Genomic DNA, 26,012 nt, shown 5'->3' on the forward strand with positions numbered 1-26,012 from the left:
GGTTCGTGTAATCGAGGGGCGGCCGGGCGGTCAGCGCAGCGTGCGTGTGCCTTGCGGCGTATCGAATTCGGCGACGAGCGCGGGCGGGCCGTCGCCGGTGTCGAGGTCGAGCAGATGGCCGGCACCGAGCCAGTCGAGCTGCTCGCGGATGGTGTCCGCGCGCGGGTGGACGCCCTTGAGCGCCTTCAGCGCGACGCCGTCGTTCGGCAGCGATTCGGCCGGATGGCGTGGGCTGTCCCACTGGATCAGCGACGGCACGAGGCCGTCGCCGGCGCCTTGCCAAGCGGGGAACGCGCCGTCGTCGGGCACCGTGAGGCCCCAGCTCAGGTCGCCGCGCCGCATCGCGACGACCGGCGCGATGCGCGTGGGGTACTGGCTTTGCCACAACGCGAGCTGGCGCGGGCGGTCGACGCGCGCGACCCAGTGCGCGAGGAACGGGCCCTGCGCGAGCCGTGCGTGCATCGCCGGGTCGTCGAGGCCGAACAGCCGCGCGCGCGGCGGCGTGGCGTCGTCGCCGGTGGCGGGTGCGTCGGGATCGATCGCGATCACTTCGAGGTACAGCCCGCCCCACGCGCCGAACAGCGCGTTATGGGTGCGCATCAGCGGATGGCGGCCGCCGCCGGCCGGTTCGATGCCGAGCGCGTCGGCGACATGGCGCACGCCTTCGTCGAGCGTGCGCGCGGCGATCACCAGATGGTCGAGGGTCAGGGAGCGGGCTGGCATGAACGTCGGTCGGGAAGCGAAAGTGTCATGGTAGGCCGGCGGTGCGCCGGGTGGTCGGGCGACCGGCCGGTGCCGGGGCGGCGTCGCACGCCGGCCGGTGCCGCCCGCGTGGGGCAGGGCCGGAACGGCGGCCGCACGATCGCCATTCCGGTCAACTGTAATCGTCGGCACCGGCACAGTAACGGTACAATCGGCGCGATAGCCTTCGGTACAGTTGGAGCTGCCGCCCATGTCCACCGTCCCTCTCGCCCAGATTCCCGCGCCGCACGATACGGCCACGCTCACGCTCGTCGACCAGCTCGTCCAGTGGGCGCGGCGCCGCATCGACGAGCGCGTGTTCCGGCCCGGCATGCGGATGCCGTCGATCCGCAAGCTCGCGCTCGACAAGAGCGTGTCGCGTTTCACCGTCGTCGAGGCATACGAGCGGCTCGTCGCGCAGGGCTACCTCGACTCGCGGCGCGGCTCGGGTTTCTACGTGCGCGAGCGTACGGCCACCGGCCCGCAGCCGGCCGACAACGTGGTGCGCGTGGCCGAGGCCGCGCCGGTTCACAACACGATCGACGTGGTCTGGCTGCTGCGCAACATGCTGCATACCGTCAGTCCGGAAAAAGGGCCGGGTCTCGGCTACCTGCCGGGCCGCTGGCTCGATGGCGAGCTGATCACCGGGGCGCTGCGCGCGCTCGGACGCCAGTCGGGCGCGCAGATGCTCGGTTTCGGCACCGCGCAGGGCTTCCTGCCGCTGCGCCAGCAACTGCAGACGCGGCTCGCGGAAGTCGAGATCGGCGCGAAGCCCGAGCAGCTCGTGATGGTGTCGGGCATCACGCAGGCGATCGACCTGATCTCGCGGATCTACGTGCGGCCCGGCGATGCGGTGATCGTCGGCGATCCCGCGTGGTTCCAGATGTTCGGCCGCTTCGCGTCGCAGGGCGCGCAACTGGTCGGGATGCCGTATACGCCCGACGGCCCCGATCTCGACGCGCTGGAAACGCTCGTGCAGATGTGGCGGCCGAAGATGCTCGTGATCAATTCGGTGCTGCAGAACCCGACCGGTACATCGCTGTCGGCCGCGCAGGCGTTCCGGATCCTGAAACTCGCGGAGGCGTACGACTTCCTCGTCGTCGAGGACGACGTGTACGGCGACCTGTGCCCGCCGAGCTATCCGGCCACGCGGCTCGCGAGCCTCGACCAGTTGAAGCGTGTGATCTACCTGGGCAGCTATTCGAAGACGCTCGCGGCGAATTTGCGGGTCGGCTATGTCGCGTGCGCGCCGGAGATCGCGAAGGCGGTTACCGACCAGAAGATGCTGGTCGGGATGACGACGCCGGAGCTCAACGAGCGCGTGCTTTACAAGATCCTGACCGAAGGGCATTACCGGCGCCACGTCGAGCGGCTGCGCGCACGGCTCGACGGCGTGCGCGACAAGACCGCGCGGATGCTCGAGCGCACCGGCCTGCGGCTCTTCACGATGCCGGCGGCGGGGATGTTCCTGTGGGCCGATACCGGTGTCGATTCGGATGCGCTCGCGGCTGCCGCGCACGAGGAAGGGTTCCTGCTGACACCGGGGAGCCTGTTCTCGCCGCAGCAGTCGACGTCGACGTGGACGCGCTTCAACGTCGCGAACTGCGGCGATCCGGCGCTGCCGGGGTTTCTCGCGCGCTATATCGAGTCGGCGGCGCGGCGCGCGTCGTGATAGGGGGGCGGCACGCTCCCCCTTGAAATCCGGTCGCCCGTCCCCAGATACCCGCGCAAACCGCCTGCGCCAGGCGGTCGTCCTTGACGGGCTCGCCGGCATCGCGCGCCGGCCGCCTGCGCCACACCATTCAAGTTCAAGTAAGAGGAAACAGCATCCATGGCACACGAAACGATGAGCTTTCAGGCAGAGGTCAAGCAACTCCTCCACCTGATGATTCATTCGCTCTACAGCAACAAGGAAATCTTCCTGCGCGAACTGGTGTCGAACGCGTCCGACGCGGCCGACAAGCTGCGTTTCGAAGGGCTCGCGGACAACGCGCTGTACGAGAACGATCCGAACCTGCGCATCCGCATCGGCTTCGACAAGGCCGCCCGCACGATCACGATCGAGGACAACGGCATCGGCATGAGCCGCGACGAGGCGATCGCGAACCTCGGCACGATCGCGCGTTCGGGCACCAAGGAATTCTTCACGAAGCTGTCCGGCGACCAGCAGAAGGACGCGGCGCTGATCGGCCAGTTCGGCGTCGGCTTCTACTCGGGCTTCATCGTTGCGGACAAGATCACCGTCGAGACGCGCCGCGCCGGCCTGCCGGCGAACGAAGCCGTGCGCTGGGAAAGCGCGGGCGAGGGCGATTTCACGATCGACGCGATCGAGCGCGCGCAGCGCGGCACCACGATCACGCTGCACCTGCGTGAAGGCGAGGACGAACTGCTGTCGTCGCATCGCCTGAAGTCGATCATCCAGAAGTATTCCGATCACATCGCGCTGCCGATCCTGATGCAGAAGGAAGAGTGGGATCAGGAAAAGGGCGAGATGGTCCTGAAGGACGAGGACGAGACCGTCAACCAGGCGAGCGCGCTGTGGACGCGTTCGAAGAGCGACATCAGCGACGAGCAGTACACGCAGTTCTACCAGCACATCGCGCACGACCACCAGGATCCGCTCACGTGGACGCACAACCGCGTCGAGGGCCGCAGCGAATACACGCAACTGCTGTTCGTCCCGGCGCACGCGCCGTTCGACCTGTGGAACCGCGACTACCGCGGCGGCCTGAAGCTGTACGTGAAGCGCGTGTTCATCATGGACGACGCCGAGCAGCTGCTGCCGCAATACCTGCGCTTCGTGAAGGGCGTCGTGGATTCGGCCGACCTGCCGCTGAACGTGTCGCGTGAAATCCTGCAGGAAAGCCGCGACGTGAAGGCGATCCGCGAAGGCGTGACGAAGCGCGCGCTGTCGATGCTCGAGGAACTCGCGAACGCGGAAGAGGATGCCGGCAAGGAGAAGTACAAGACGTTCTGGAGCGCGTTCGGCCAGGTGCTGAAGGAAGGCCTCGGCGAGGATCACGCGAACCGCGAGCGCATCGCGAAGCTGCTGCGCTTCGCGTCGACGCACGGCGACACCGACGCACAGGACGTGTCGCTCGCCGACTACGTGTCGCGCATGAAGCCCGAGCAGAGCAAGATCTACTACGTGACCGCCGATACCTGGCAGGCCGCGAAGAACAGCCCGCATCTGGAAGTGTTCCGCAAGAAGGGTGTCGAGGTGCTGCTGCTGACCGATCGCGTCGACGAATGGATGCTGTCGTTCCTGCAAGAATTCGACGGCAAGCCGCTCGCGAGCGTTGCCCGCGGCGATCTCGACCTCGGCGAGCTGAACGACGAGGAAAAGAAGGCGCAGGAGCAGGCCGGCGAGGCGATCAAGCCGGTCGTCGAGAAGATGAAGGAAGCGCTCGGCGACAAGGTGAAGGAAGTGCGCGTCACGTTCCGCCTGACCGATTCGCCGTCGTGCCTCGTCGCGGACGACAACGACATGAGCGGCTACCTGCAGCGGATGCTGAAGGCGGCCGGCCAGAACGCGCCGGCGATGCAGCCGATCCTCGAGATCAACCCCGAGCACGCGCTCGTGAAGCAGCTGAACGCCGACAGTGCCAATTTCGGCGACTGGTGCCATCTGCTGTTCGACCAGGCATTGCTGGCCGAAGGCGGGATGCTCGACGATCCGGCGAGCTTCGTGAAGCGGACCAACGCGCTGCTGCTGTCGCGCACCGCGTGAACACGCGGATGCGATTCGACGGCGCACGGGCGGGCTGGCGCGACACGCCCCGGCCCGGCTGCACGCTCGACCAGCGCGACTGGCTGACGCGCGGCGGTTCGTTGACCGCGCATCTCGCGCGACTCGGCAGCGTGAACGTGCGCGTGACGCGCGAGGCCGTCGACTGTCCGTGGTTCGACGAACCCGCGGCGCTCGATAGTGCGCCGCGCGCGCCGATGTGGGTGCGCGAGGTGATCCTGTCGGTCGACGGCACGCCATACGTCGCCGCGCACAGCATCGCGCCGCTCGCGGCCAGCAAGGGTGTCTGGCAGGCGATGCGGCGGTTGCGCACGCGGCCGCTCGCGGAACTGCTGTACAGCGATCCGCAGGTCGAGCGCTCCGCGCTCGTCAGCCGGCGCGTGATCGCCGGTCATCCGTTGTATACGCTCGCGAGCCATGCGTTGCAGGGCGCGCGGGCGCCGCATGCGTTCGCCGCGCGGCGCTCGGTGTTCCAGCGGCACGGCAAGCCGTTGATGGTCACCGAGTGCATGCTGCCGGCGCTGTGGCGTCATCTCGATGCGCACGGCGACGGGCCGGGATCCGTCGGGCCACGCGGAGCCGTGTGATGCTGCAAGGCTTTCCGCCGGTCGTCGCGCCGAATACGCACACGATGATCCTCGGCAGCTTTCCGGGCGAGGCGTCGCTCGATGCCGCGCAGTACTACGCGCATCCGCGCAATCAGTTCTGGCGGTTGCTCGGTGCGGTGCTCGGCGAACCGGGGCTGCACGCGCTTGTGTATGACGCGCGGCTCGAGCGCGTGCTTTCGCACGGCATCGGCATCTGGGATGTCCTCGATGCATGCCATCGGCAAGGCAGTCTCGATTCCGCGATCCGCCATGCGAAGCCGAACGACTTCGCGTCGTTGCGCGAGCATGCGCCGCTGCTGAAGAAAGTGTGTTTCAACGGGAAGACGGCGGGGCGGTTTGCCGAGGTGATCGGTCAGGCCGGGTACGAGACGCTCGTGCTGCCGTCGTCGAGCCCGGCGAATGCGATGCTTTCTTTCGATCAGAAGCTCGTCCTTTGGCAGGGAATCCGCCGCTGACCGCGACGGCGAATTCTCATTCCAGGATCGGTCGCACCGCGATCGACTCGGTTGAATCGCGCATGGGCAGTGCGGCGCAGCCGCACCGTGCCGGTACTTACTTTTGCAACTCGGGCGCCTTTGCCAGCGCGGATTGCAGTTTGGACACCGCATCGGCCGTGGCAAGCTGCCCGGCAAGGCCGAAGTTGCGTTTGAATTCGCTGAACTCCGCGTGGCCGGTACCGGTCACGTCCGCGGTGGCCACGGGCCGACCGCTCGGGTCCGCGACGGTGCAGGCGAGCGAGACCGAGAAATCCGTGGGCGGCCACGTGAACGGGCTGGGGGACGACGACGTCGTCTTGATCGTCGGCGTGATCACGTAATCGAGATGCTTGGCCTGAATCGTTGCCGCGTCGGGCGCACTCTTGAGCTTGGTCACGTTCTTGAATACGTGGCCGAGACCGATGTAAATCGGCAATTCAAGGTCGTGGTACGGGCGATAGCTGACCTTGTCGCCTCCCCCGCCGGGGGTAATCACTTCCCGGGACAACTGATCATCCGTGATGACCAGACCCACCGTCTTGTCGAGTGGCGCTGCCGACAGCGCCGGAATCTTGTTCGCGTCGCCGGTCAGCGAAATTTCGTGCGCGCAGCCGGACAATGCCGCGACCACGGTTGCGGCTGCCATCATTCGAATCAATGCCATTGTGCTTGGTCTCTCGTCGTGTGGTTGGTAACGTTATTGAATTGCCTCGAGGAAGGCGGGATCGGCGTATAGCTCGCCGAGCAACTTCTGTACGGCGAGCGGATACTCTTCGCGCGCTTTCGGTACGGCAATCATTGCCGCGAACGCCGAATCCCATTGCGTGCGCGCGGATTTGACCGTGTCGTAGCGCACGGCACCGGCGCGCATCACGATAAAGCGCGCCGACAGTCTCGCGGCGCCGGTTGCCATACCGACGTCGATGTCGTTTTCCAATAGCGTCGCCTTGATCTCGACATCGCTTTGCGGCGAGAGCTTGCCGGCCAACCGCAATTCCTTCGTCATCGCGTCGGCAAGATATGCGCCGAACGAATCCCCGACCGGGGATTTCATCAGGTTGGCACGCAACGGGACCGGATACCGATTGGTGGTATCCGAATGGGATTCGAACGCGCCGATCTTCGCGTGTGCAGTAGCGGCATTCTTGAGCGCCTGGATATTGTCGACAGCGGGGGAATAGGGCGGAGCAACCATCGAACAAGCGGCCAATAGCACAATCGGCGTGATCAGGCCGACTGTACGGACAACGTTGCGCATATTTGAACTACCTCTGATTATTAAAATTGGCTTACGCAGGGGCTGTAAAGCAATGCGGCCCGATGCGCGATCGGCGGATGGGCACGTGAGGTCTTGTCTGGTGGAATTCGATTTTGGCCTCCATTCGGGAATATCGGCACGGAACCGCGAATCTTGAATGAACGAAAACGGCGCACCGGGTCCAAGGCGGGCCGGCAAGCCGAGGTGGTTCCGGTTCGATGTCGAATCGGCCGGCTCATCAGTCCGTTCTGGCGGTTGCTCGGTGCGGTGCGCGGCGAACCCCGCGAATGCGATGCTGTCGTTCGAGCAGACGCTGGTGCAGTGGCGGGCGATTCACGATTGACGCCGATCCGGCTGGCGCGGGCGGACGTCGCTCCGGCGCTCAATCGTCCTTGCCCCATCTCCACCTGGGCTTTTCGCCCTTGATCCAGCAAACGGCAGTCAACAGCGCGACCAGCGCCACGATGCATGCACCGTATGCAATCGGCGATCGGTGCGGCGGCACCCACCACGCGCTCGCGATAATCCCGATCGCGAACAGCAGCAGCACGACCCAGCCCTGCCAGGCTACCGGCAATCCCCAACCCCATCCGTAGCGCTTTGCCGGAAACCAGATTTTTTTGTCGTTCGAGCTCATGTGTCCGCCTTCGATCGGTGCATGCAGCATGGTGCCACGGCGATTCGAGGTCCGGCGGCCCGGCTGTGTGGCACGGCCGCCATCCTTCACCAATGCTATCCTCTCGTCCGCTCATCCAGCGTCACCCAGCGAGATTCAACATGACCCGACTGATCAAGCGCGCGTCCGCCGAGGCGCGCGCGTTCAAGAAACGCAAGCCGTCCGCCTACAACGGCTCCGACAAGCTCCAGCCGCCGCGCGTGAAGCGTCGCCCGGAGATCGACGAACACGACGACGTGCCCGTCCTCGAAGCACCGCGCAAGCCGCGCTTCGCGCCCGTCACGTTCTCGGAAGAGCGCGGCGTGCGCTTCCTGCACTTCGGTACCGAATGGGTGCAGGGCGCGATGCGGATTTCGAAGCCGCTGCACATCGAACTCGAATACGCGCAGCAGATGATGGCGTGGCTGCTGTTCCTCGAAACGCCCGAGCGGATCGTCCAGCTCGGGCTCGGCACCGGCGCGCTGACCAAGTTCTCGCACCGCTTCCTGCCGCACGCGAAGGTCGAGGCCGTCGAACTGAACCCGGCCGTGATCGTCGCCGCGCGTACGATGTTCGCGCTGCCGCCCGATGACGCACGCCTCGTCGTGCACGAAGCCGACGCGTGGGACTTCGTCAACGATCCGGCCAACCGCGGCACGACGGGCGCGCTGCAGATCGACCTGTACGACGCGACCGCGCGCGGTCCGGTGCTCGACAGCGTCGCGTTCTACCGCGCGGTGCGCGGCTGCCTCGCCGACGCGGGCATCGCGACGATCAACCTGTTCGGCGACCATCCGAGCTTCGTGCGCAACATGAAGCACCTGAACGCGGCGTTCGACCATCGCGTGATCGCGCTGCCGGAAGTGCACGACGGCAACCGGATCGCGATCGCGTTCTCGGGCCCCGCGCTCGACGTGTCGTTCGCGCAGCTGGAAGCCCGCGCGAAGCTGATCGAGGACACGCTGAAGCTCCCCGCGCACAAGTGGGTGAAAGCCTTGAAAGAAACGACGGGCGCACGCGAATCCTCGTTCGCGATCTGACGCTCATGCGCCGGCCGCATGCCGGTGCAACCGCATGACTGGGGGGCGGATCACCTCGGGTTCGCCCCCGCTTGACCGCGCGCTCGCGGCTTCTATACTGGCGCGAAGCTGGGGGAGCCGCAGCCTACCCGTTTTGCCGCTCCTCTCGCCGCCGTACCCGCGTAACAAGATCGATAACCGGGATAGATGAGGAGACGTCATGGCTCACGATGCCGACGCCAATCGGGCCGCCAAGCGCTGGCTCTGGCTGCTGGTGCTGCCGCTGATCGCGATGGTGTGGGTACCGTCGTACAGCAAGATCGAACCGCAATGGTTCGGTTTTCCGTTTTTCTACTGGTACCAGTTGCTGTGGGTGTTCATTAGCGCGGTGATCACCGCGTTCGTCTATTTCAAGACCAAGAACGCGTGGAAGGCGGGCGGCCCGCAGGGAGGTGCACGATGAATCTCGGCGCGACCTTCGTCTTCGTACTCCTGTTCATCGGCGTCACGATCATCGGTTTCCTGGCCGCGAACTGGCGGCGCGGCGATCTCGCCCACCTCGACGAATGGGGCCTCGGCGGTCGCCGCTTCGGCACGATCGTCACGTGGTTCCTGCTCGGCGGCGACCTCTATACGGCCTACACGTTCGTTGCGGTGCCCGCACTCGTGTTCGGCGCCGGCGCGATGGGCTTCTTCGCGCTGCCGTACACGATCCTGATCTACCCGTTCGCGTTCATCGTGTTCCCGAAGCTGTGGAGCATCGCGAAGCGCCACGGCTACGTGACGGCCGCCGACTTCGTGAACGCACGCTACGGCAGCCGGATGCTCGCGCTCGCGATCGCGGTGACGGGCATCCTCGCGACGATGCCGTACATCGCGCTGCAGCTCGTCGGCATCGAAGTCGTGATCGGTGCGCTCGGTTTCGACACGACGGGCTTCGTCGGCGACCTGCCGCTCATCATCGCATTCGCGATCCTCGCTGCCTACACGTACACGTCGGGGCTGCGCGCACCCGCGATGATCGCGATCGTGAAGGATATCCTGATCTACATCACGATCGCCGCGGCGGTCATCGTGATCCCGGCGAAGCTCGGCGGCTTCGGGCACATCTTCGCGGCGGTGCCGCCGGCGAAGCTGCTGCTGAAGGCGCCCGACGCGATGAGCCTGAACGGCTACAGCGCGTATGCGACGCTCGCGATCGGCTCCGCGCTCGCGCTGTTCCTGTATCCGCACTCGGTCACGGCGATCCTGTCGTCATCGTCGGGCAACTCGATCCGCCGCAACATGGCAATGTTGCCCGCGTACTCGTTCGTGCTCGGCCTGCTCGCGCTGCTCGGCTACATGGCGCTCGCGGCGGGCGTGAAGGACATGCCGCAGTACGCACCGTACTTCAAGGCGTTCGGCCCGAACTTCGCGGTGCCCGCGCTGTTCCTCGAGTATTTCCCGTCATGGTTCGTCGGCGTCGCGTTCGCGGCGATCGGCATCGGCGCGCTCGTGCCGGCGGCGATCATGTCGATCGCGGCCGCGAACCTGTACACGCGCAACATCCACCGCGAGTTCGTGAACCGCAACATGACGCACGACCAGGAGACGCACGTCGCGAAGCTCGTGTCGCTGATCGTGAAGGTTGGCGCGGTCGCGTTCATCCTCGGGCTGCCGCTGACCTATGCGATCCAGCTGCAGCTGCTCGGCGGGATCTGGATCATCCAGACGCTGCCGGCGATCGTGCTCGGCCTGTACACGCGCGTGCTCGACTATCGCGGCCTGCTGGCCGGCTGGGCGGCCGGCATCGTGTGCGGCACGTGGATGGCGATCTCGCTGAAGCTGGCCAGTTCGATCTTCACGATCCACTTGTTCGGCCTCGCGATTCCCGGCTACGCGGCCGTGTGGTCGCTGGTCGTGAACCTGGTGGTGGCGGTGGTGGTGAGCGTGCTGGTGCGCGTGACGGGCATGGCGCATGCGGAGGACCGCACGCGGCCGGAGGATTATCTCGACGTCGTCGAGGGTTGAAACGGGTGGCGCGGCCGCGTATCGCGGGCCGCGCAGCGCGCAGCGACAACGACGCCCGCCACCGCGAAGTGGCGGGCGTTTTCGTTGGCGTCAGCCCTGCGCGCGTTTCGAGAGATCCTCGCGCTGCGACAGGTCTTCGACATTGACCATCCAGTGCACGCCGAAACGATCCTTTGCCATCCCGAAGCCGAGCGCCCAGAACGTCTTGCCGAACGGCATCGTCACTTCGCCGCCGTCGGCGAGCGCATCGAACAGCTTCTGGCCTTCCTCGACCGTCGCCGGGTTCAGCGACAGCGAATAGCCGGCATGCATGCCGCCGCCCGGCTGGCTGCAGTCGCCGTCCGAGCACATGATCATCGAGTCGCCGATCGTGAAGCTCGCATGCATCACCTTGTCGGCCATCTCCGGCGACATCGGGTAATCGGGATTCGGCGGTGCATCCTTGAAGTGCATCTTGAACATCGTCTTCGCGCCCAGCGCCTTTTCGTAGAACTGAAGGGCTTCTTCCGCGCGGCCGTAGAACGTCAGGTACGGTTGGACTTGCATCGTTGTCTCCTGTTGACCGGGCCGGCGTGTCGGTGCCGGCCCGGGTACTTCCAAGATTGACCGGGAAGAGCATGCCGGGATGCGGCCGGCGCACTCGTGACGTGGATTGTAGTGCGCGCGCTTGACGATGGAATGAAAAATAAAAACGGCCGCGAACACGAGGTTCGCTGCCGTTCGTCAGCTTGCTGACGGTTGTTGTCAGGGTTGCTGACAGTTCAACTGACAGCCGTCGCGTCACGTGCGGCGTGGTTCAGCGCAGCGCGTCGATCAGCTTCTCGAGCTTCACCGCATCGGCGGCGAACACGCGGATGCCTTCGGCCAGCTTTTCCGTCGCCATCGCTTCGTCGTTCAGCTGGAAGCGGAACGACGCCTCGTCGATCGCGACGCGCTCGGTCGGCTTGTCCTGCAGCGCGTCCGGCGACAGCTTGCGCGCCACCGTGTCGGTGCTGTCCTGCAGCTTCTGCAGCAAATCGGGGCTGATCGTCAGCAGGTCGCAGCCCGCGAGCTCGGTGATCTGGCTCGTCGTGCGGAAGCTCGCCCCCATCACTTCGGTCGTGTAGCCGAACGTCTTGTAGTACGTGTAGATGCGGCGCACCGACTGCACGCCCGGATCGTTCGCGCCGCCGTCCCGCTCTTCATTCCACTCTGCGCCGGCCTGCTTCTTGTACCAGTCGTAGATGCGGCCGACGAACGGCGAGATCAGTTGTGCGCCGGCTTCCGCGCACGCGACGGCCTGCACGAGCGAGAAAAGCAGGGTCATGTTGCACTTGATCCCTTCCTTCTGCAGCACCTCGGCCGCGCGAATGCCTTCCCACGTCGACGCGAGCTTGATCAGGATGCGCTCGCGGCCGACGCCGGCCTCTTCGTACAGCTTGATGAGTTCGCGACCCTTGTCGATCGAGCGCTGCGTGTCGAACGACAGGCGCGCATCGACCTCGGTCGACACGCGGCCCGGGATCAGCTTCAGGATCTCGGTGCCGAATGCGATCAGCAGGCGGTCGATGATGAAATCGGAGGGTTCGTTGCGGTGATCGCGGACGGTTTTCTCGAGGATCGGCTTGTACGCGTCTTTCTGGACGGCCTTCAGGATCAGCGACGGGTTCGTGGTCGCGTCCTGCGGCTTGTATTGCGCAAGCTGCTGGAAATCGCCCGTGTCGGCGACGACGGTCGTGTACTGCTTCAGCTGGTCGAGTGCGGTAGTCATGGCGATTCGGAAGAAGGGCGCGGGGCGCCGGGTTCTCACGGGCCGCGCGAGCGCGGCGGCGAAGCGAAGCGGCGCCGGGCGCCGCCTCCGATCCATCATTTTAGGCCCGATTCGTGTCGAACACGTTTTGGCGTGCCCGGCGCCCGCCGCGGCGGGCGTCGCGCCGCATCACGCGGGGCGACGCGCGTTCAGGATCACCTGCGTGACAATCCCCGCGACGAGCCCCCAGAACGCCGAGCCGATCGACAGCAGCGTGAGGCCCGACGCGGTGACCATGAACGTGACGAGCGCGGCTTCGCGCTGTTTCACGTCCTGCATCGCGTTCGCGAGCCCGCTCATGATCGAGCCGAACAGCGCGAGCGCGGCGACCGACACGACGAGCGCCTTCGGCAGCGCCGCGAACAGCGCGGCGATCGTCGCGCCGAAGATCCCGGCGATCAGGTAGAACGTGCCGCACCACACGGCGGCCGTGTAGCGCTTCGCGTGATCCTCGTGCGCTTCGGGGCCCGTGCAGATCGCCGCGGTGATCGCCGCGAGGTTCACGCCGTGCGAGCCGAACGGGGCGAGCAGCAGCGACGCGAGGCCGGTCGTCGCGATCAGCGGCGACGACGGCGTCGAATAGCCGTCCGCGCGCAGCACCGCGATGCCCGGTACGTTCTGCGACGCCATCGCGACGACGAACAGCGGAATGCCGATGCTGACGATCGATGCGAGCGAGAACGCGGGCATCGTGAACACGGGCTGCGCGAGCGCGACGTGGAAGCGGCTGAAGTCGAGCAGGCCGAGGCCGCCGGCCACCGCGGTGCCGATGATCAGCGTCGTGACGATCGCATAGCGCGGCGCGAGCCGCTTGACGAGCAGGTAGGTGAAGAACATCGCGAGCACGAGCGCGGTCTGGAACTGCGCGGCGCGGAAGATCTCGATGCCGATCTCGAACAGGATGCCCGCGAGCAAGGCGGCGGCGATGCCGGCCGGAATGCGCCGCATCAGCGTGTCGAACAGCCCGCTCACGCCGATCGCGGTCAGCAGCAGCGCGCACACGACGAACGCGCCGATGGCCTCGGGATACGGCACGCCGGGCAGCGACGCGATCAGCAGCGCGGCGCCGGGCGTCGACCAGGCGACCACGACGGGCGCGCGAAAGCGCAGCGACAGGCCGATCGTCGTCAGCGCCATGCCGATCGACAGTGCCCAGATCCACGACGAAATCTGCGCGTCGGTCAGGTGCGCGGCGCGACCGGCCTGGAACATCAGCACGAGCGAGCTCGTGTAGCCCGTCATCATCGCGACGAAGCCGGCGACGAGCGCGGAGACGGACGTATCGGTGAAAAAGCGGCGGCCGCCGGCGCGGCCAGCGCTCGCGGTGGGCGAAGGGTTCATGCTATCTCCGGGGAAAGGCCGCTCGGACGCGACCTTCGTGTCTTCAGGGTGGGTTCGTTACTTGCTGAGTGCGCGCATCGCGGTTTCGAGGCCCGCGAGCGTGAGCGGGTACATGCGCTGGCCGAGCACGTCGCGAATGATCGAGACGGATTGCCGGTATTCCCATAGCCGCTCGGGCTCGGGGTTCAGCCATGCATGGTGGGGGAACTGGTCGGCGAGGCGGCGCAGCCAGACGGCACCGGCTTCCGGATTGTTGTATTCGACCGAGCCGCCGGGCTGCAGCACCTCGTACGGGCTCATCGTCGCGTCGCCGACGAAGATCAGCTTGTAGTCGGGCGTGAACTTGTGCAGCACGTCCCACGTCGCGGTGCGCTCCGAGTGACGGCGGCGGTTGTTCTTCCACAGGTGGTCGTACACGCAGTTGTGGAAGTAGTAGAACTCGAGGTGCTTGAACTCGGCCTTCGCGGCCGAGAACAGCTCCTCGGTGCGCTTGATGTGGTCGTCCATCGAGCCGCCGACGTCGAGCAGCATCAGCACCTTCACGTTGTTGTGGCGCTCGGGCACCATCCGCAGGTCGAGCCAGCCCGCGTTCGCGGCCGTGCTGCGAATCGTGCCGGGCAGGTCGAGCTCCTCGGCCGCGCCTTCGCGCGCGAAGCGGCGCAGGCGCCGCAGCGCGACCTTGATGTTGCGCGTGCCGATCTCGACCGAATCGTCGTAGTCGCGGTATGCGCGCGCCTCCCACACCTTGACCGCGGTGCGGTTGCCGTTCGACGGGCCGCCGATGCGCATGCCTTCGGGGTTGTAGCCGCCGTGCCCGAACGGCGACGTGCCGCCGGTGCCGATCCACTTGTTGCCGCCTTCGTGGCGTTCCTTCTGCTCGTCGAGCAGTTCCTTCAGGCGCTCCATCAGCTTGTCGAGGCCGCCCATCGCTTCGATCTGCGCCTTTTCCTCCGGCGACAGGTCGCGCTCGAGGCGCTTCTCGAGCCAGTCGAGCGGAAGGTCGAACGCGTCGGACGGCAGCGCGGACACGCCGTGGAAATACGCGCCGAACGCCTGGTCGAACTTGTCGAAGTACTGCTCGTCCTTGACGAGCGTCATTCGCGCGAGGAAGTAGAACGCGTCGATCGACGGCGAGATCAGCCCGGCCTTCAGCGATTCGAGCAGCGTCAGGTATTCCTTCACCGAGACGGGCAGCTTGGCTGCGCGCAGCGCGTAGAAGAAATTGAGCAGCATGGCCGGGCCTTCGCGGGTGGTTTACCGGTTGTGCCGGTTCATGTAGACGAGCCGCTCGAGCAGGCTCAGGTCCTGCTCGTTCTTCAGCAGCGCGCCCGCGAGCGGCGGCACGATCTGCTTCGCGTCGGCGCCGCGCAGCGCGTCGGCCGGGATGTTCTCGGCGAGCAGCAGCTTCAGCCAGTCGAGCAGCTCGGACGTCGACGGCTTCTTCTTCAGCCCCGACACGCTGCGCAACTCGAAGAAACTCTGGAGCGCCGCTTGCAGCAGTTCCGCGCGGATGTTCGGAAAGTGGACATCGACGATCTGCTGCATCGTCGACGCATCGGGAAACTGGATGTAGTGGAAGAAGCAGCGGCGCAGGAACGCGTCGGGCAGCTCCTTCTCGTTGTTCGACGTGATGATGACGAGCGGGCGATGCTTCGCGCGCACGGTCTCGCGCGTCTCGTACACGTGGAATTCCATCCGGTCGAGCTCGCGCAGCAGGTCGTTCGGGAATTCGATGTCGGCCTTGTCGATCTCGTCGATCAGCAGCACGCTCGGCTGCTCGGCGTCGAACGCCTGCCACAGCACGCCCTTGACGATGTAGTTCGCGATGTCCTTCACGCGCGCGTCGCCGAGCTGCGAGTCGCGCAGCCGCGACACCGCGTCGTATTCGTACAGACCCTGCTGCGCCTTGGTGGTCGACTTGATGTGCCACTGCAACAGCGGCATGTCGAGCGCGGCCGCCACTTCCTCGGCGAGCATGGTCTTGCCGGTGCCGGGCTCGCCCTTGATCAGCAGCGGGCGCTGCAGCGTCAGCGCGGCGTTGACCGCGAGCTTCAGGTCGTCGGTGGCGACGTAGTGCGAGGATCCTTCGAAACGCATGGCGGCGCTCTTTCCTGGTCGCAAAAAAACCCAGTATAAGTCAGAAGGGCTGTCCGGTTGGGCCGCGGCCGCGTATCGTTGCGGGGCTGCGGCGGGGGCGGACCGGGGCGCCATATGGACGCGTTCCCCGCCGACGCGGTACAATCTGGCCGTTTTTTTTGGCCTGCGTGGCGATCCGATAAGCAAAACGGCGCGGGCCGTTGCCGCTTCGGCGCCAGTTTCCCCTCAAGCTAGGTTACAAGAGCTATGAACAAATTCGTCGGCAAACACGTCGTTGTCGCAGCGCTCGTGGCGCTCGCGGGCAGCGCGCAGGCGGCCGGTGTGGTCGGCAACCCGAAGGACGGGGCAAGCAAGGCCGCCATGTGCATCGGTTGCCACGGCATCCAGGATTACCGCGCGGCGTACCCGGAGGTCTACCGGGTGCCCGTCATCGGCGGCCAAAACCAGCAATATCTCGAGAACGCGCTGAAGGCCTACCGCAAGAAGGATCGCCACTTCCCGTCGATGAACGCGATCGCCGGTTCGCTGACGGACCAGGACATCGCGGACCTGGCGGCCTACTACGCCGCCCAGAAGGTCGACACGAAGGACAATCCCTACAAGTAAAGCGCGCGCCGCCGATTCTTACCGGCGGGACAGGAGCATTCATGAACAACGCATTCAAGACGGCGGCGGTTGCACTGGCGGCCGGCCTCGCGATCGGTACCGCGCATGCGGCGGACACCACGAAGGGCAAGGAGCTGGTCGAATCGCACAACTGCGCGGCCTGCCACGGCGCGCAGCTGAACAAGCCGATCAACGCCGAGTATCCGCGCCTCGCGGGCCAGCACGCCGACTACCTCGTGTGGGCGATGCGCCAGTACCAGATGGGGCTGACGAACCCGCTGCTCGGTCGCAACAACGCGATCATGCAGGCGCAGGTGCAGAACCTGTCGGTCAACGACATGAAGGACATCGCGGCCTACATCGAGTCGCTGAAAGAGACCGATCTCGTCTTCAAGAAGTAAGCGCGCCGGGCCTTCGCGGCCAGTGCAGCCAAAATACCCCGCCGCGGCGGGGTATTTTTTTGTCCGCGGCGCTCAGTCGCGCGACGCGCGGCGCAGGATACGCTGCAGGTACGCGTCCGTATCGGGCGGCGTGCCGGTGCGCTGCGCTTCCCAGATCGTCTCGCCGAGGCATTCCATGATCATGTGCTGCGCCTCGTGCGTCGAGTCGAGCTTCGCGGCCAGCTTGTCGTGCGCGGCGCGGATGCCGGGCGGCTGGTCGATCGACAGCTGCTCGCTGATCGCGAGGTGCATCGACAGATGCAGGAACGGGTTCGTGCGACCTTCCTCGGGCGTGTAGTTGCGCGCAGCGGCGCCGTCGGCGTCCGCGAGGTCGTCGTGGTATTCGGGGTGCTCGACGATCCAGTCGGCTGCCATCGCTTCCAGCGGCGTCAGGATCTCGCCGGCGCGCTGCTTGCGCCAGGTCTCGGAGAAAAAGCGACGGACTTCGTCGCGACTCGGATTGAACATGGTGGGGAAACGTCGTGATTCGGGCGGCGTCATGCCGCGTCGCGCATTGTACGCCGGGTCGGCGCACGGTGCTGGCGACGGGTGGCGCGCGGGTGGGGCGCGGGTGGGGCGGGCACGGGGGCGCATCGTGGCGACGCCGGCCGGAGCCAGCCTGCGCGGGTCGGGCGCGGTGCCAACGGGTAAGCGCGGGCTAGGCTGCCGGCCGCCGCGCCGCTACACTCCGACGATTCCCGTCGTCGCGCTCGCACCGTTCCATCATGTCCGCCACCGCCCGTTCATCGTCCGCCGCGCTGCAGGGCGCGCTCTATGTCACGCTGTCCGCCGCCGCGTTCGGCGCGATGGCGATCTTCGGCCGCTATGCCTATGCGGCCGGCGTCGACGTGCTCGGGCTGCTGATCGTGCGCTTCGCGATCGGCGGCGCGATCCTCGCCGCGATCGCCCGGCACCGCCGCGTCGCATGGCCGCGCGGCCGCACGCTCGCGCCGCTCGTGGCGATGGGGGCGCTCGGCTACGTCGGACAGTCGTTCTGCTATTTCAGCGCGCTCCAGCATGCGCAGGCGAGCCTCGTCGCGCTGTTGCTGTACCTGTACCCGGCCTTCGTCACGCTCCTGGCCGCGTGGTGGCTCGGCGAGCGCCTCACGCGCGCGAAGGCGGTCGCGCTCGTGCTCTGTGTCGCGGGCTCCGCGCTGATGGTCGGGGGCGGTCGCGGCGAGCCGCTCGGCATCGCACTCGCGCTGGCCGCCGCGGTGATTTATTCGCTGTACATCGTCGGCGGCGCGAAGGCGACGCGCGGCGTCGATCCGCTCGCGACCACCGCCATCATCTGCCTGTCGGCGACCGCGACGCTCGTCGCGATCGCGATCGTGCGGACCGCGGCGTTCGGCGCGCCGCCGCGCTGGCCGGCGACGGGTGCAGGCTGGGCGTCGATGCTTGCGATCGCGCTGGTGTCGACGGTCGCCGCGATGCTCGCGTTCTTCGCCGGGCTCGAGCGGCTGGGCGCCGCGCGCACGTCGATGCTGTCGACGCTCGAACCGGTCGTGACGGTCGCGCTCGCGGCGCTGCTGTTCGGCGAGGCGCTGTCGCCGTTGCAGTGGATCGGCGGCGTCGCGATCCTCGCGGCCGTGCTGGCACTCGTGCGCGCGGGCGGCGCGGCGGCCGACGACGCGACGGCGACGTCCAACGCATAGCGGGAAAGGGGAAGGAGACAGCCGCGGCTCGCGCTCACTCGTTCGGCGGCGGCGTCTTCGGCCGGAATTCGCACAGCGGCTCGATCGCGCAGTGCCAGCATTCGGGCTTGCGCGCCTTGCACACATAGCGCCCGTGCAGGATCAGCCAGTGATGCGCGTCCTGCAGGAATTCCTTCGGCGTGAACTTCTCGAGCGCGGCCTCGACGGCCCGCACGTCCTTGCCCGGCGCGAGCCCCGTGCGGTTCGCGACGCGGAAGATGTGCGTGTCGACCGCGATCGTCGGCTGACCGAACGCGGTGTTCAGCACGACGTTCGCGGTCTTGCGGCCGACGCCCGGCAGGCTCTCGAGCGCCTCGCGATCGGCCGGCACCTCGCCGTCGTAGCGCTCGAGCAGGATGTTGCACGTCGTGACGACGTTCTTCGCCTTGGTGCGGTACAGGCCGATCGTCTTGATGTAGTCGGCGACGCCTTCTTCACCGAGCGCGACGATTTGTCGCGGGGTGTTCGCGACCGGGAACATCTTGCGCATCGCCTTGTTGACCGACACGTCGGTCGCCTGCGCGGACAGCATCACCGCGATCAGCAATTCGAACGGCGTCGTGTATTCGAGCTCGGTGGTCGGATGCGGATTGAGGCTCTGCAGTGTTTCGTAGATCGCGCGTCGTTTCGTGGCGTTCATGGACGGTTTTTGTCGGGCGGCGCGGACGGGCCGTTCCGGTCGCCGTTGTTCGGATCGTCGGGATGGTCGCCGGCGGCCTCGGCGTCGCGCTGCGCCTGCTGTTCGGCGAGCCGCTTGCGGCGGGCTTCGGCCGCGTCGATCTGCGCCTGCACGGCCGCGCTCACACCGTCGGTGTTCTTCGGCCCGGCGCCTTGCTCGGACAGTTCTTCCTTCTTCTTGCGTGCGCGTTCGAGCGCGGCGGCGATGATCGCGCGTTTCTTCGCGTCGGCGTCGTCGGCGTCGTCAGCCGGGGCCGCGCTCGGTGCGCCGCCAGGCTGTGCCGCGGCCGGCGCGGCCTTGGCCGCACCGGCGCTGGCCGCGCGGCGGGCGGCGGCGCGTGCCTCGGCGGCCTCGCGTTCGCGACGCTGGCGGGCGAGCCGGCGGTCGTGGCGCTCGCGCGCGGCGTCCGCCTGTTCCTGCGACCATGCGTCCCAGCCGGTGCGTTCGTCGGTCACGGGGACCATCGCGATGCAGTCGACCGGGCAGGGCGGCACGCACAGGTCGCAGCCCGTGCACAGCGATTCGATGATCGTGTGCATCTGTTTCGGTGCGCCGATGATCGCGTCGACCGGGCACGCCTGCATGCACAGCGTGCAGCCGATGCACAGGCTTTCGTCGATGAACGCGACGGCGCGCGGATGCTCGGTGCCGTTGACGGGGTTCAACGGGATCACGGGCTTGCCGAGCAGGCTCGCGAGGCGTGCGATGCCTTCGGCGCCGCCGGGCGGGCACTGGTTGTAGTTCGCGTCGCCGGCGGCGATCGCGTCGGCGTACGGACGGCAGCCGTCATAGCCGCACTTCGTGCATTGCGTCTGGGGAAGCAGATCTTCGATGCGATCCGCGAGGGTCTTGGATTCGGTCACGGTGACAACGGGCGCAGCAGCGCCGAATGGCTCTCGGCCGCGTCTGGCGCGGCCGGAAAGGTTTGCCAAACCTTGATTATCGCCGATTTCCCGCATTGCGCTGGACGCTGTCTGTGCGCATAATCGAACCGCTTTTTTGCAGGGGCTCAGCAGGAGGGCGGCCGCACGCGGCGCGCTCGTTCCAGGGCAGCCGGCGCCGAGGCGGTGGGGGTGCCGGTCCGGATCACGCGGCTCACATAGCAAAACGCCACCATGAATCAGCCAAAAATCAAAAGAGATCCTGAAGGTACACGCCGCCGCATCCTGATGGCGGCAGCCGAGGAGTTCGCGAGTGGAGGGCTGTTCGGCGCACGCGTCGACCAGATCGCGCGCCGGGCCGAAACCAACGAGCGCATGCTCTATTACTACTTCGGCAGCAAGGAGCAGCTGTTTACAGCCGTGCTCGAACACGCGTTTTCGTCGCTGACCGAGGCCGAGCGCGTGCTCGATCTCGATGGCGTCGCGCCCGTCGAGGCCGTCACGCGGCTCGCGCATTTCGTGTGGGACTACTACCGCGATCATCCGGAACTGCTGCGGCTCATCAACAACGAGAACCTGCACGAAGCGCGCTACCTGCACAAGTCGACGCGGATCCGCGAGATGATGTCGCCGATCGTCGCGAAGCTCGGCAACGTGCTGATGCGCGGCCAGAAGGCCGGCCTGTTCCGCAGCGATGTCGATCCGCTGCACTTCTACGTGACGCTGTCGGGGCTCGGCTACTACATCGTGTCGAACCGCTTCACGCTCGCCGCGACGCTCGGCCGCGACTTCAGCGAAGCCGACGAGCGCGCGGAGATGGTCAGGATGAACACCGAGGTGCTGCTCGCGTATCTGTTGCGACGCTGAACCGACGCGCCGCCGAGCCACTCACCTGCGCCCGGATAAAAGAACGCCGCCGTGCGCAAGCAACGGCGGCGTTTTTGCGTCGGAACGCGGCGCGTCAGGCGGCCTTGCGCGTGCGAGCGGGCTTGGCGCGCGTGCTGCCCGCGCGTTTCGCGGCCGGTGCGGCCTTCACGGCGGCCGTCCTGGCGGGCGCAACCGTCGCGGCCGGGGCCTTCGCGCGTGTACGCTTCGCGGCGGTCGCGCGCGCCGTCGCTTCGGGCTGCGGCTTGGCGCTCGGCACGGCAGCGAGCGTCGTCGTGGCCGGCGCATCGGGCGTCTTCGTCGCGCCATTCTTCGGTTCCGGCACATGCTCGCGGATGAAGTCGCGCAACTGCGGGTAGATGATCGTGCGCCAGCGGCGGCCCGAGAAGATCCCGTAGTGACCGCACTTCTCGGCGGTCAGGCTGCGGCGATCGTCCTGCGGGATGCCCGTGCACAGCTCGTGCGCGACGTGCGTCTGGCCGCTGCCCGAGATGTCGTCGAGCTCACCCTCGATCGTCATCAGTGCGGTGTGCTTGATGTCCTGCGGACGCACGCGCTCGCCTGCGACATCCCACGTGCCTTCCGCGAGCCGGAACTCCTGGAACACGACGCGGATCGTCTCCAGGTAATACTCGGCGGCCATGTCGAGCACCGCGTTGTACTCGTCGTAGAACTGGCGGTGCGCTTCGGCGTCGTCCTCGTCGCCGCGCAGCAGGCTCTGGTAGAAATCCCAGTGCGATTGCGCGTGACGTTCCGGGTTCATCGCGACGAAGCCCGTGTGCTGCAGGAAGCCCGGATACACGTGACGGCCTTCGCCCGGATAGTTCGCGGGCACCGTATGGATCACGTTGTTCTCGAACCACGCGGTCGAGTGCTGCGTCGCGAGCGAGTTCACCGACGTCGGGCTGCGGCGCGCGTCGATCGGCCCGCCCATCATCGTCATCGTGAGCGGCGTGTCCTCGCCGCGGCTCGCCATCAGCGAGATCGCCGCGAGCACCGGCACGGTCGGCTGGCACACGGAGATCACGTGCAGGTTGCGCGCGCCGATGTGGCGGATGAATTCCTGGATGTACGCGATGTAGTCGTGCAGGTGGAACGGGCCGACCTCGACCGGCACCATCCGTGCGTCGATCCAGTCGGTGATGTACACCTTGTGATCCTGCAGCAGCGTGCGCACGGTATCGCGCAGCAGCGTCGAGTGGTGACCCGACAGCGGCGCGCAGACCAGCACGACCGGCTCGTCCTTCAGCTGCGTGACGGCATCGGCGTCGTCCGAATAGCGCTTGAAGCGCAGCAGCCGGCAGAACGGCTTCTCGATGATCGTCTGCTCGACGATCGGGATGTTGTGGCCGTCCTTGACGATCTGGTGAAGGTTGAATTCGGGCTTCTCGTAATCCTTGCCGAGCCGGTACATCAGTTCGTACGCGGCGGCCATCCGCGTCGCGCCGGGCATCAGCGAGAACGGGCTGGACGGATTGGCGAACGACTTGGAAGCGGCCTGGGCCCAGGCCGTGAGCGGGCTCAGCATCGCCCGCTGGAATTCATGCAGTTGGTAAAGCATGCAGACTACTCCCGCGTGGGGGACGGTGCCGGGCAGCGTGGGGCGTCGCGGCGTGCCGTGTGGGCCAGCGACCGGCCGTGTTGCAGTGCGGCTGGTCAATCGAGTCGATCATATCGGACAACGATGAATGTTGCAATGCAACATTTCTCCGGTTATTCATCAAGGTTTTGCGAATTGACGATCTCTGAAGAAACCGCCTCGCCGCCGGTCAGCGCCCCGTCGCCACGGCCGGCGCGGGCTGGCCGGCCGCGCGCGCCATCGCCTCTTCATGGTGCATCAGGTTCATCGCGGTATGCACCAGCGCCACGTGCGAGAACGCCTGCGGGAAATTGCCGACGAGCCGGCCCTCGACCGGGTCGTATTCCTCGGCGAGCAGCCCGAGGTCGTTGGACAGTGCGAGCAGCCGGCTTAACAGCCGGTGCGCTTCGTCGATCCGGCCGAGCAGCGCGTAGTTGTCGACCAGCCAGAAGCTGCACGCGAGAAACGTGCCTTCGCCGGGCGGCAAACCGTCGTCGTACTCGGTCGTGCGGTAGCGCATCACGAGGCCATCGTGCAGCAATTCCCGTTCGACCGCCTCCACCGTGCCGACGATGCGCGGGTCTTCCGGCGGCAGGAAGCCCAGCAGCGGCAGCAGCAGCACGCTCGCGTCGAGCTCGTCGCTGCCGTAGCTCTGGGCAAACGCCTGTTTGCCTTCATGCCATGCGTTGACGCACACGTCGGCGTGGATCTGGTCGCGCAGCGCGCGCCAACGGTCGAGCGACGCGGGCAGCCGGAACATCTCCGCAGACTTGATCGCGCGGTCGAACGCGACCCACGCCATCACCTTCGAGAACGTGAAATGGCGGCGGCCGCCGCGCGTCTCCCAGATGCCCTCGTCGGGCTCCCGCCAGATCTTCTCGAGATGGTCGAGCAGCGAACACTGGACGGACCATACCGTGTCGTCGGCCTGCAGGCCGCCCACGCGCGCCAAGTGCAGCGCGGCCATCACTTCGCCGAACACGTCGAGCTGGAGCTGGTTCGCGGCGCCGTTGCCGACACGCACCGGTTTCGAATCCTGGTAGCCGGGCAGCCAGTCGAGCTCCATTTCCGGCAGCCGGCGCTCGCCGGCGATCCCGTACATGATCTGGATCTGCTCGGGCGAGCCGGCCATCACGCGGCCGAGCCACGTGCGCCACGCGCGCGCCTCGTCGTAATAGCCGCCGCGCATCAGCGCGAGCAGCGTGATCGTGGCGTCGCGCAGCCAGCAGTAGCGGTAGTCCCAGTTGCGGTTGCCGCCGATCTTCTCGGGCAGCGACGTGGTCGGCGCCGCGACGATGCCGCCGGTCGGCTCGTACGCGAGCGCCTTCAGCGTGATCAGCGAACGGCGCACGGCGGCCGCGTAGCGGCCCTGCACCTGGCAGCGGCCCGACCATTCGAGCCAGTAGTTCTCGGTGCGCGCGAGCATCGACAGCGGATCGCGCGCGGGCGGCAGCCGCAGGTGCGACGCGGCATAGCTGAGCGAGAACGGGATGCGCTCGTCGGCGCTCACCGTGAATTCCGCAAGCGTATGGAGGTTCTTGCCGGTGAGCGGCACCGGCGTGCGCAGCACCACGGTATCGGGGCCGGCGATCGCCTTCATGCCGTCCTCGCGCGTCAGCTGCGTGACCCACGGGATCGAGAAACCGTAGTCGAAGCGCAACACCAGTTCCATGCGCATCTTCATCGTGCCGTGGCGGCCGACGACGATCCGGACCAGTTCGGACCAGCCATTGCCGGGCGGCATGAAGTCGATCACGGTGACGGCGCCGTCGGCGCTTTCGTAGTCGGTTTCGAGGATCAGCGTGTCGCCGCGATAGCGGCGCGTCGTGTGCGTGATCGTGGCGTCGGCGGCCGGCGCGAGCAGCCAGCGGCCGTGCTCGGGCGTGCCGACCAGCGCCGCGAAACAGGCGCCCGAATCGAAGCGGGGCCAGCACAGCCAGTCGACGGAGCCGTCTTTCGAGATCAGCGCGGCGGTGTGGCCGTCGCCGACGAGCGCGTAGTCTTCGATCAAGGCGGGCATGGGCAAGCGGTCCTTGGGTTATTCGAGTTCACAAAGCAGGCTGCGGCACCCGGGCTTCACGCGCCGGCGTCGCGCCCCGTATACTCGGCCGGGCGGCGGAGCGCGTGAACGGCCGGCGTTTCGTCCTATCTCAACACTTGAAGCGACTCGATGCAAGGAGGATTGAATGCCCAACCGTTTACGCGAGCATGACGCGCGCGCTTCGACACGAGGGTTCCCGCTCAGGTTCGCTCACTGGATGAAAGGTTTCGCGATCGTGCTTTCCTTGTCCGCGACCCACGCCTTCGCACAACAATCGCCGGCACCGGCCGACGGCGTCTACAACCTGCTCGTCGGCACCTATACGGGGCACGGCAGCGACGGGATCTACGTGTACCGCTTCGATACGAAAACGGGCAGCGTCGCGCCCGTGTCGTCGGCGAAGACGGTGAATCCGTCCTACCTGTTGCCGAGCCGCGACGGTCGCACCGTCTACGCGGTCAACGAACTGCCCGGCGACAACGGGCCGGCCACGCAGCGCGGCGGCATCAGCGCGTTCGGCTTCGATCCGAAGACGGGCTCGCTCACGTTCATCGACCGCGTGTCGTCGGAAGGGAACGATCCTTGCTATCTCGCGCTGTCGCCGGACGGCAAGTACCTCGTCACGGCCAACTACTCGGTCGCGGCCGATCCGGGCGGCAGCTTCGCCGTGTTCCCGATCCGCGACGGCGGCGCGGTCGGCCCGGCCGTGCTGACGACGCACCACGAAGGCACGGGGCCCGTGAAGGGGCGCCAGGACGGCGCGCACGTCCACTCGACGGTGTTCTCGCCCGATGGCCGTTACCTGTTCGTGCAGGACCTCGGTGCGGACAAGATCTACGGCTACCGCTACACGGTGGACGGCAGCCGCGGGTTGATCAGCCCGACCGACACGCGCTACACGCCGGTGAAGGCCGGCGCCGGCCCGCGTCACATGGTGTTCGGCGCCGACGGCCGGTTCGCGTACGTGACGAGCGAACTCAACGCATCGGTCGAGGTGTTCGGCTACCGCGACGGCAAGCTGACGCCGGTCGAGACGCAGCCGATGACGGTGCCGGGCTTCAAGGGCAAGGTCGGCGGCGGCGCGATCCACCTGTCGCCGGACGGCCGCTTCCTGTATGCGAGCAACCGCGGCGACGTGAATGAAATTGTGATCTATGCGGTGAACCCGACCGACGGCCGGCTGAAGACGGTCGGGCGCCAGTCGAGCCTCGGCAAGACGCCGCGCGAATTCCTGATCGATCCGACCGGCAAGTGGCTGATCGTCGGCAACCAGGACAGCGACGCGTTCTATGTGTTCAGCCGCGATGTCGAAACAGGGCGGCTCGGCGCGAACCCGCAGAAGGTGGCGGTCGGCAGCCCGGTCGATTTCAAGCTGGTGCCGGTGGCGCTGTAAATCGCGGTCCATGAAAAAAGGGCGCTGCCGACGCAGCGCCCTTGTTCGTTCCGGCGGCCGCTTGCGCGGGGC

At 66.8% G+C, this 26,012-nt stretch carries 26 protein-coding genes; 12 read left to right on the forward strand and 14 right to left on the reverse strand.

Features of this window, described 5'->3' with window-relative positions:
* Positions 1-30: 30 nt before the first annotated feature.
* Positions 31-723: a VOC family protein gene (locus tag DIE06_RS12705; RefSeq protein WP_124661728.1), complete on the reverse strand. Its 693-nt coding sequence runs from the start codon at positions 721-723 to the stop codon at positions 31-33.
* 229 nt (positions 724-952) lie between these two features.
* On the opposite strand from DIE06_RS12705, the gene DIE06_RS12710 reads away from it, so the two are divergent.
* From DIE06_RS12710 to DIE06_RS12725, 4 genes are all read left to right on the forward strand, one after another.
* On the forward strand, positions 953-2,413 hold the full coding sequence (locus tag DIE06_RS12710; RefSeq protein ID WP_124661729.1) for a PLP-dependent aminotransferase family protein: 1,461 nt from the start codon (positions 953-955) through the stop codon (positions 2,411-2,413).
* A 159-nt stretch (positions 2,414-2,572) separates the two neighbouring features.
* Complete coding sequence (gene htpG, locus DIE06_RS12715) at positions 2,573-4,471, forward strand: molecular chaperone HtpG (RefSeq protein WP_124661730.1); 1,899 nt, start codon at positions 2,573-2,575, stop codon at positions 4,469-4,471.
* A gap of 8 nt (positions 4,472-4,479) precedes the next feature.
* Complete coding sequence (locus DIE06_RS12720; RefSeq protein WP_124661731.1) at positions 4,480-5,076, forward strand: chorismate lyase; 597 nt, start codon at positions 4,480-4,482, stop codon at positions 5,074-5,076.
* A complete protein-coding gene (locus tag DIE06_RS12725) occupies positions 5,076-5,552 on the forward strand; it encodes a DNA-deoxyinosine glycosylase (protein WP_124661732.1) in 477 nt (158 codons plus the stop codon). Before DIE06_RS12720 ends, DIE06_RS12725 begins: the two co-directional genes overlap by 1 nt.
* A 97-nt stretch (positions 5,553-5,649) precedes the next feature.
* On the opposite strand, the gene DIE06_RS12730 is transcribed toward DIE06_RS12725, so the two are convergent.
* From DIE06_RS12730 to DIE06_RS12740, 3 genes are all read right to left on the reverse strand, one after another.
* Complete coding sequence (locus DIE06_RS12730) at positions 5,650-6,237, reverse strand: hypothetical protein (protein ID WP_124661733.1); 588 nt, start codon at positions 6,235-6,237, stop codon at positions 5,650-5,652.
* A 33-nt stretch (positions 6,238-6,270) separates the two neighbouring features.
* On the reverse strand, positions 6,271-6,831 hold the full coding sequence (locus DIE06_RS12735) for a hypothetical protein (RefSeq protein ID WP_124661734.1): 561 nt from the start codon (positions 6,829-6,831) through the stop codon (positions 6,271-6,273).
* Between the two features lie 382 nt (positions 6,832-7,213).
* Positions 7,214-7,468 (reverse strand): hypothetical protein, encoded by a 255-nt coding sequence (locus tag DIE06_RS12740; protein ID WP_124661830.1) that lies wholly within the window; start codon positions 7,466-7,468, stop codon positions 7,214-7,216.
* A 140-nt stretch (positions 7,469-7,608) separates the two neighbouring features.
* Here DIE06_RS12740 and DIE06_RS12745 point away from each other — a divergent pair, with 140 nt between their 5' ends.
* The 3 genes from DIE06_RS12745 (at position 7,609) to mctP (ending at position 10,515) form a co-directional block, all read left to right on the forward strand.
* Positions 7,609-8,526 carry a spermidine synthase gene (locus DIE06_RS12745; protein WP_124661735.1) on the forward strand — a complete coding sequence of 306 codons (918 nt, stop codon included), beginning with the start codon at positions 7,609-7,611 and terminating at the stop codon, positions 8,524-8,526.
* A 199-nt stretch (positions 8,527-8,725) separates the two neighbouring features.
* Positions 8,726-8,968 (forward strand): DUF3311 domain-containing protein, encoded by a 243-nt coding sequence (locus DIE06_RS12750; protein WP_124661736.1) that lies wholly within the window; start codon positions 8,726-8,728, stop codon positions 8,966-8,968.
* On the forward strand, positions 8,965-10,515 hold the full coding sequence (gene mctP / locus DIE06_RS12755; RefSeq protein WP_124661737.1) for a monocarboxylate uptake permease MctP: 1,551 nt from the start codon (positions 8,965-8,967) through the stop codon (positions 10,513-10,515). Before DIE06_RS12750 ends, mctP begins: the two co-directional genes overlap by 4 nt.
* Positions 10,516-10,605: 90 nt before the next feature.
* Here the strand turns inward: mctP and DIE06_RS12760 are convergent, their stop codons facing one another.
* The 5 genes from DIE06_RS12760 to DIE06_RS12780 form a co-directional block, all read right to left on the reverse strand.
* Positions 10,606-11,061: a VOC family protein gene (locus DIE06_RS12760; protein WP_124661738.1), complete on the reverse strand. Its 456-nt coding sequence runs from the start codon at positions 11,059-11,061 to the stop codon at positions 10,606-10,608.
* 250 nt (positions 11,062-11,311) lie between these two features.
* Positions 11,312-12,265: a transaldolase gene (gene tal, locus DIE06_RS12765; protein ID WP_124661739.1), complete on the reverse strand. Its 954-nt coding sequence runs from the start codon at positions 12,263-12,265 to the stop codon at positions 11,312-11,314.
* A gap of 168 nt (positions 12,266-12,433) precedes the next feature.
* Positions 12,434-13,645: a benzoate/H(+) symporter BenE family transporter gene (locus DIE06_RS12770; protein ID WP_124661740.1), complete on the reverse strand. Its 1,212-nt coding sequence runs from the start codon at positions 13,643-13,645 to the stop codon at positions 12,434-12,436.
* A gap of 57 nt (positions 13,646-13,702) precedes the next feature.
* Positions 13,703-14,878: a VWA domain-containing protein gene (locus DIE06_RS12775; RefSeq protein ID WP_124661741.1), complete on the reverse strand. Its 1,176-nt coding sequence runs from the start codon at positions 14,876-14,878 to the stop codon at positions 13,703-13,705.
* Positions 14,879-14,899: 21 nt separating this feature from the next.
* Positions 14,900-15,742, reverse strand: a complete 843-nt coding sequence (locus DIE06_RS12780) for a MoxR family ATPase (protein WP_124661742.1) — start codon at positions 15,740-15,742, stop codon at positions 14,900-14,902.
* A gap of 246 nt (positions 15,743-15,988) precedes the next feature.
* On the opposite strand from DIE06_RS12780, the gene DIE06_RS12785 reads away from it, so the two are divergent.
* Positions 15,989-16,348: a c-type cytochrome gene (locus DIE06_RS12785; protein ID WP_124661743.1), complete on the forward strand. Its 360-nt coding sequence runs from the start codon at positions 15,989-15,991 to the stop codon at positions 16,346-16,348.
* 41 nt (positions 16,349-16,389) lie between these two features.
* Positions 16,390-16,749 carry a cytochrome c gene (locus DIE06_RS12790; protein ID WP_124612467.1) on the forward strand — a complete coding sequence of 120 codons (360 nt, stop codon included), beginning with the start codon at positions 16,390-16,392 and terminating at the stop codon, positions 16,747-16,749.
* 72 nt (positions 16,750-16,821) lie between these two features.
* On the opposite strand, the gene DIE06_RS12795 is transcribed toward DIE06_RS12790, so the two are convergent.
* On the reverse strand, positions 16,822-17,289 hold the full coding sequence (locus DIE06_RS12795) for a DUF1841 family protein (protein WP_409364500.1): 468 nt from the start codon (positions 17,287-17,289) through the stop codon (positions 16,822-16,824).
* 224 nt (positions 17,290-17,513) lie between these two features.
* On the opposite strand from DIE06_RS12795, the gene DIE06_RS12800 reads away from it, so the two are divergent.
* A complete protein-coding gene (locus DIE06_RS12800) occupies positions 17,514-18,443 on the forward strand; it encodes a DMT family transporter (RefSeq protein ID WP_124661745.1) in 930 nt (309 codons plus the stop codon).
* 34 nt (positions 18,444-18,477) lie between these two features.
* On the opposite strand, the gene nth is transcribed toward DIE06_RS12800, so the two are convergent.
* Together nth and rsxB are read right to left on the reverse strand one after the other, a co-directional pair.
* Complete coding sequence (nth, locus tag DIE06_RS12805; protein ID WP_124661746.1) at positions 18,478-19,122, reverse strand: endonuclease III; 645 nt, start codon at positions 19,120-19,122, stop codon at positions 18,478-18,480.
* Positions 19,119-20,120: an electron transport complex subunit RsxB gene (gene rsxB / locus DIE06_RS12810; RefSeq protein WP_124661747.1), complete on the reverse strand. Its 1,002-nt coding sequence runs from the start codon at positions 20,118-20,120 to the stop codon at positions 19,119-19,121. Before rsxB ends, nth begins: the two co-directional genes overlap by 4 nt.
* A 156-nt stretch (positions 20,121-20,276) precedes the next feature.
* Here rsxB and DIE06_RS12815 point away from each other — a divergent pair, with 156 nt between their 5' ends.
* A complete protein-coding gene (locus DIE06_RS12815) occupies positions 20,277-20,909 on the forward strand; it encodes a TetR family transcriptional regulator (RefSeq protein ID WP_124661748.1) in 633 nt (210 codons plus the stop codon).
* A 94-nt stretch (positions 20,910-21,003) separates the two neighbouring features.
* Here the strand turns inward: DIE06_RS12815 and DIE06_RS12820 are convergent, their stop codons facing one another.
* Positions 21,004-22,488: a polyhydroxyalkanoate depolymerase gene (locus DIE06_RS12820; RefSeq protein ID WP_124661749.1), complete on the reverse strand. Its 1,485-nt coding sequence runs from the start codon at positions 22,486-22,488 to the stop codon at positions 21,004-21,006.
* A gap of 208 nt (positions 22,489-22,696) precedes the next feature.
* Positions 22,697-24,526, reverse strand: coding sequence for a glycoside hydrolase family 15 protein (locus DIE06_RS12825; protein ID WP_124661750.1), 1,830 nt, complete (start codon positions 24,524-24,526; stop codon positions 22,697-22,699).
* Positions 24,527-24,692: 166 nt separating this feature from the next.
* Between DIE06_RS12825 and DIE06_RS12835 the strand changes: the two genes are divergently transcribed.
* On the forward strand, positions 24,693-25,940 hold the full coding sequence (locus DIE06_RS12835; protein WP_185733400.1) for a lactonase family protein: 1,248 nt from the start codon (positions 24,693-24,695) through the stop codon (positions 25,938-25,940).
* Positions 25,941-26,012: the final 72 nt, after the last annotated feature.

This window comes from Burkholderia sp. Bp8998 (assembly GCF_003854235.1).
Taxonomy (GTDB): domain Bacteria; phylum Pseudomonadota; class Gammaproteobacteria; order Burkholderiales; family Burkholderiaceae; genus Burkholderia.

Coding starts and splice junctions, on each gene's coding strand:
- DIE06_RS12705 (WP_124661728.1), bottom strand. CDS start 723: ATGCCAGCCCGCTCCCTGACCCTCGACCATCTGGTGATCGCCGCGCGC.
- DIE06_RS12710 (WP_124661729.1), top strand. CDS start 953: ATGTCCACCGTCCCTCTCGCCCAGATTCCCGCGCCGCACGATACGGCC.
- htpG (WP_124661730.1), top strand. CDS start 2,573: ATGGCACACGAAACGATGAGCTTTCAGGCAGAGGTCAAGCAACTCCTC.
- DIE06_RS12720 (WP_124661731.1), top strand. CDS start 4,480: ATGCGATTCGACGGCGCACGGGCGGGCTGGCGCGACACGCCCCGGCCC.
- DIE06_RS12725 (WP_124661732.1), top strand. CDS start 5,076: ATGCTGCAAGGCTTTCCGCCGGTCGTCGCGCCGAATACGCACACGATG.
- DIE06_RS12730 (WP_124661733.1), bottom strand. CDS start 6,237: ATGGCATTGATTCGAATGATGGCAGCCGCAACCGTGGTCGCGGCATTG.
- DIE06_RS12735 (WP_124661734.1), bottom strand. CDS start 6,831: ATGCGCAACGTTGTCCGTACAGTCGGCCTGATCACGCCGATTGTGCTA.
- DIE06_RS12740 (WP_124661830.1), bottom strand. CDS start 7,468: ATGAGCTCGAACGACAAAAAAATCTGGTTTCCGGCAAAGCGCTACGGA.
- DIE06_RS12745 (WP_124661735.1), top strand. CDS start 7,609: ATGACCCGACTGATCAAGCGCGCGTCCGCCGAGGCGCGCGCGTTCAAG.
- DIE06_RS12750 (WP_124661736.1), top strand. CDS start 8,726: ATGGCTCACGATGCCGACGCCAATCGGGCCGCCAAGCGCTGGCTCTGG.
- mctP (WP_124661737.1), top strand. CDS start 8,965: ATGAATCTCGGCGCGACCTTCGTCTTCGTACTCCTGTTCATCGGCGTC.
- DIE06_RS12760 (WP_124661738.1), bottom strand. CDS start 11,061: ATGCAAGTCCAACCGTACCTGACGTTCTACGGCCGCGCGGAAGAAGCC.
- tal (WP_124661739.1), bottom strand. CDS start 12,265: ATGACTACCGCACTCGACCAGCTGAAGCAGTACACGACCGTCGTCGCC.
- DIE06_RS12770 (WP_124661740.1), bottom strand. CDS start 13,645: ATGAACCCTTCGCCCACCGCGAGCGCTGGCCGCGCCGGCGGCCGCCGC.
- DIE06_RS12775 (WP_124661741.1), bottom strand. CDS start 14,878: ATGCTGCTCAATTTCTTCTACGCGCTGCGCGCAGCCAAGCTGCCCGTC.
- DIE06_RS12780 (WP_124661742.1), bottom strand. CDS start 15,742: ATGCGTTTCGAAGGATCCTCGCACTACGTCGCCACCGACGACCTGAAG.
- DIE06_RS12785 (WP_124661743.1), top strand. CDS start 15,989: ATGAACAAATTCGTCGGCAAACACGTCGTTGTCGCAGCGCTCGTGGCG.
- DIE06_RS12790 (WP_124612467.1), top strand. CDS start 16,390: ATGAACAACGCATTCAAGACGGCGGCGGTTGCACTGGCGGCCGGCCTC.
- DIE06_RS12795 (WP_409364500.1), bottom strand. CDS start 17,289: ATGACGCCGCCCGAATCACGACGTTTCCCCACCATGTTCAATCCGAGT.
- DIE06_RS12800 (WP_124661745.1), top strand. CDS start 17,514: ATGTCCGCCACCGCCCGTTCATCGTCCGCCGCGCTGCAGGGCGCGCTC.
- nth (WP_124661746.1), bottom strand. CDS start 19,122: ATGAACGCCACGAAACGACGCGCGATCTACGAAACACTGCAGAGCCTC.
- rsxB (WP_124661747.1), bottom strand. CDS start 20,120: ATGCGGGAAATCGGCGATAATCAAGGTTTGGCAAACCTTTCCGGCCGC.
- DIE06_RS12815 (WP_124661748.1), top strand. CDS start 20,277: ATGAATCAGCCAAAAATCAAAAGAGATCCTGAAGGTACACGCCGCCGC.
- DIE06_RS12820 (WP_124661749.1), bottom strand. CDS start 22,488: ATGCTTTACCAACTGCATGAATTCCAGCGGGCGATGCTGAGCCCGCTC.
- DIE06_RS12825 (WP_124661750.1), bottom strand. CDS start 24,526: ATGCCCGCCTTGATCGAAGACTACGCGCTCGTCGGCGACGGCCACACC.
- DIE06_RS12835 (WP_185733400.1), top strand. CDS start 24,693: ATGCCCAACCGTTTACGCGAGCATGACGCGCGCGCTTCGACACGAGGG.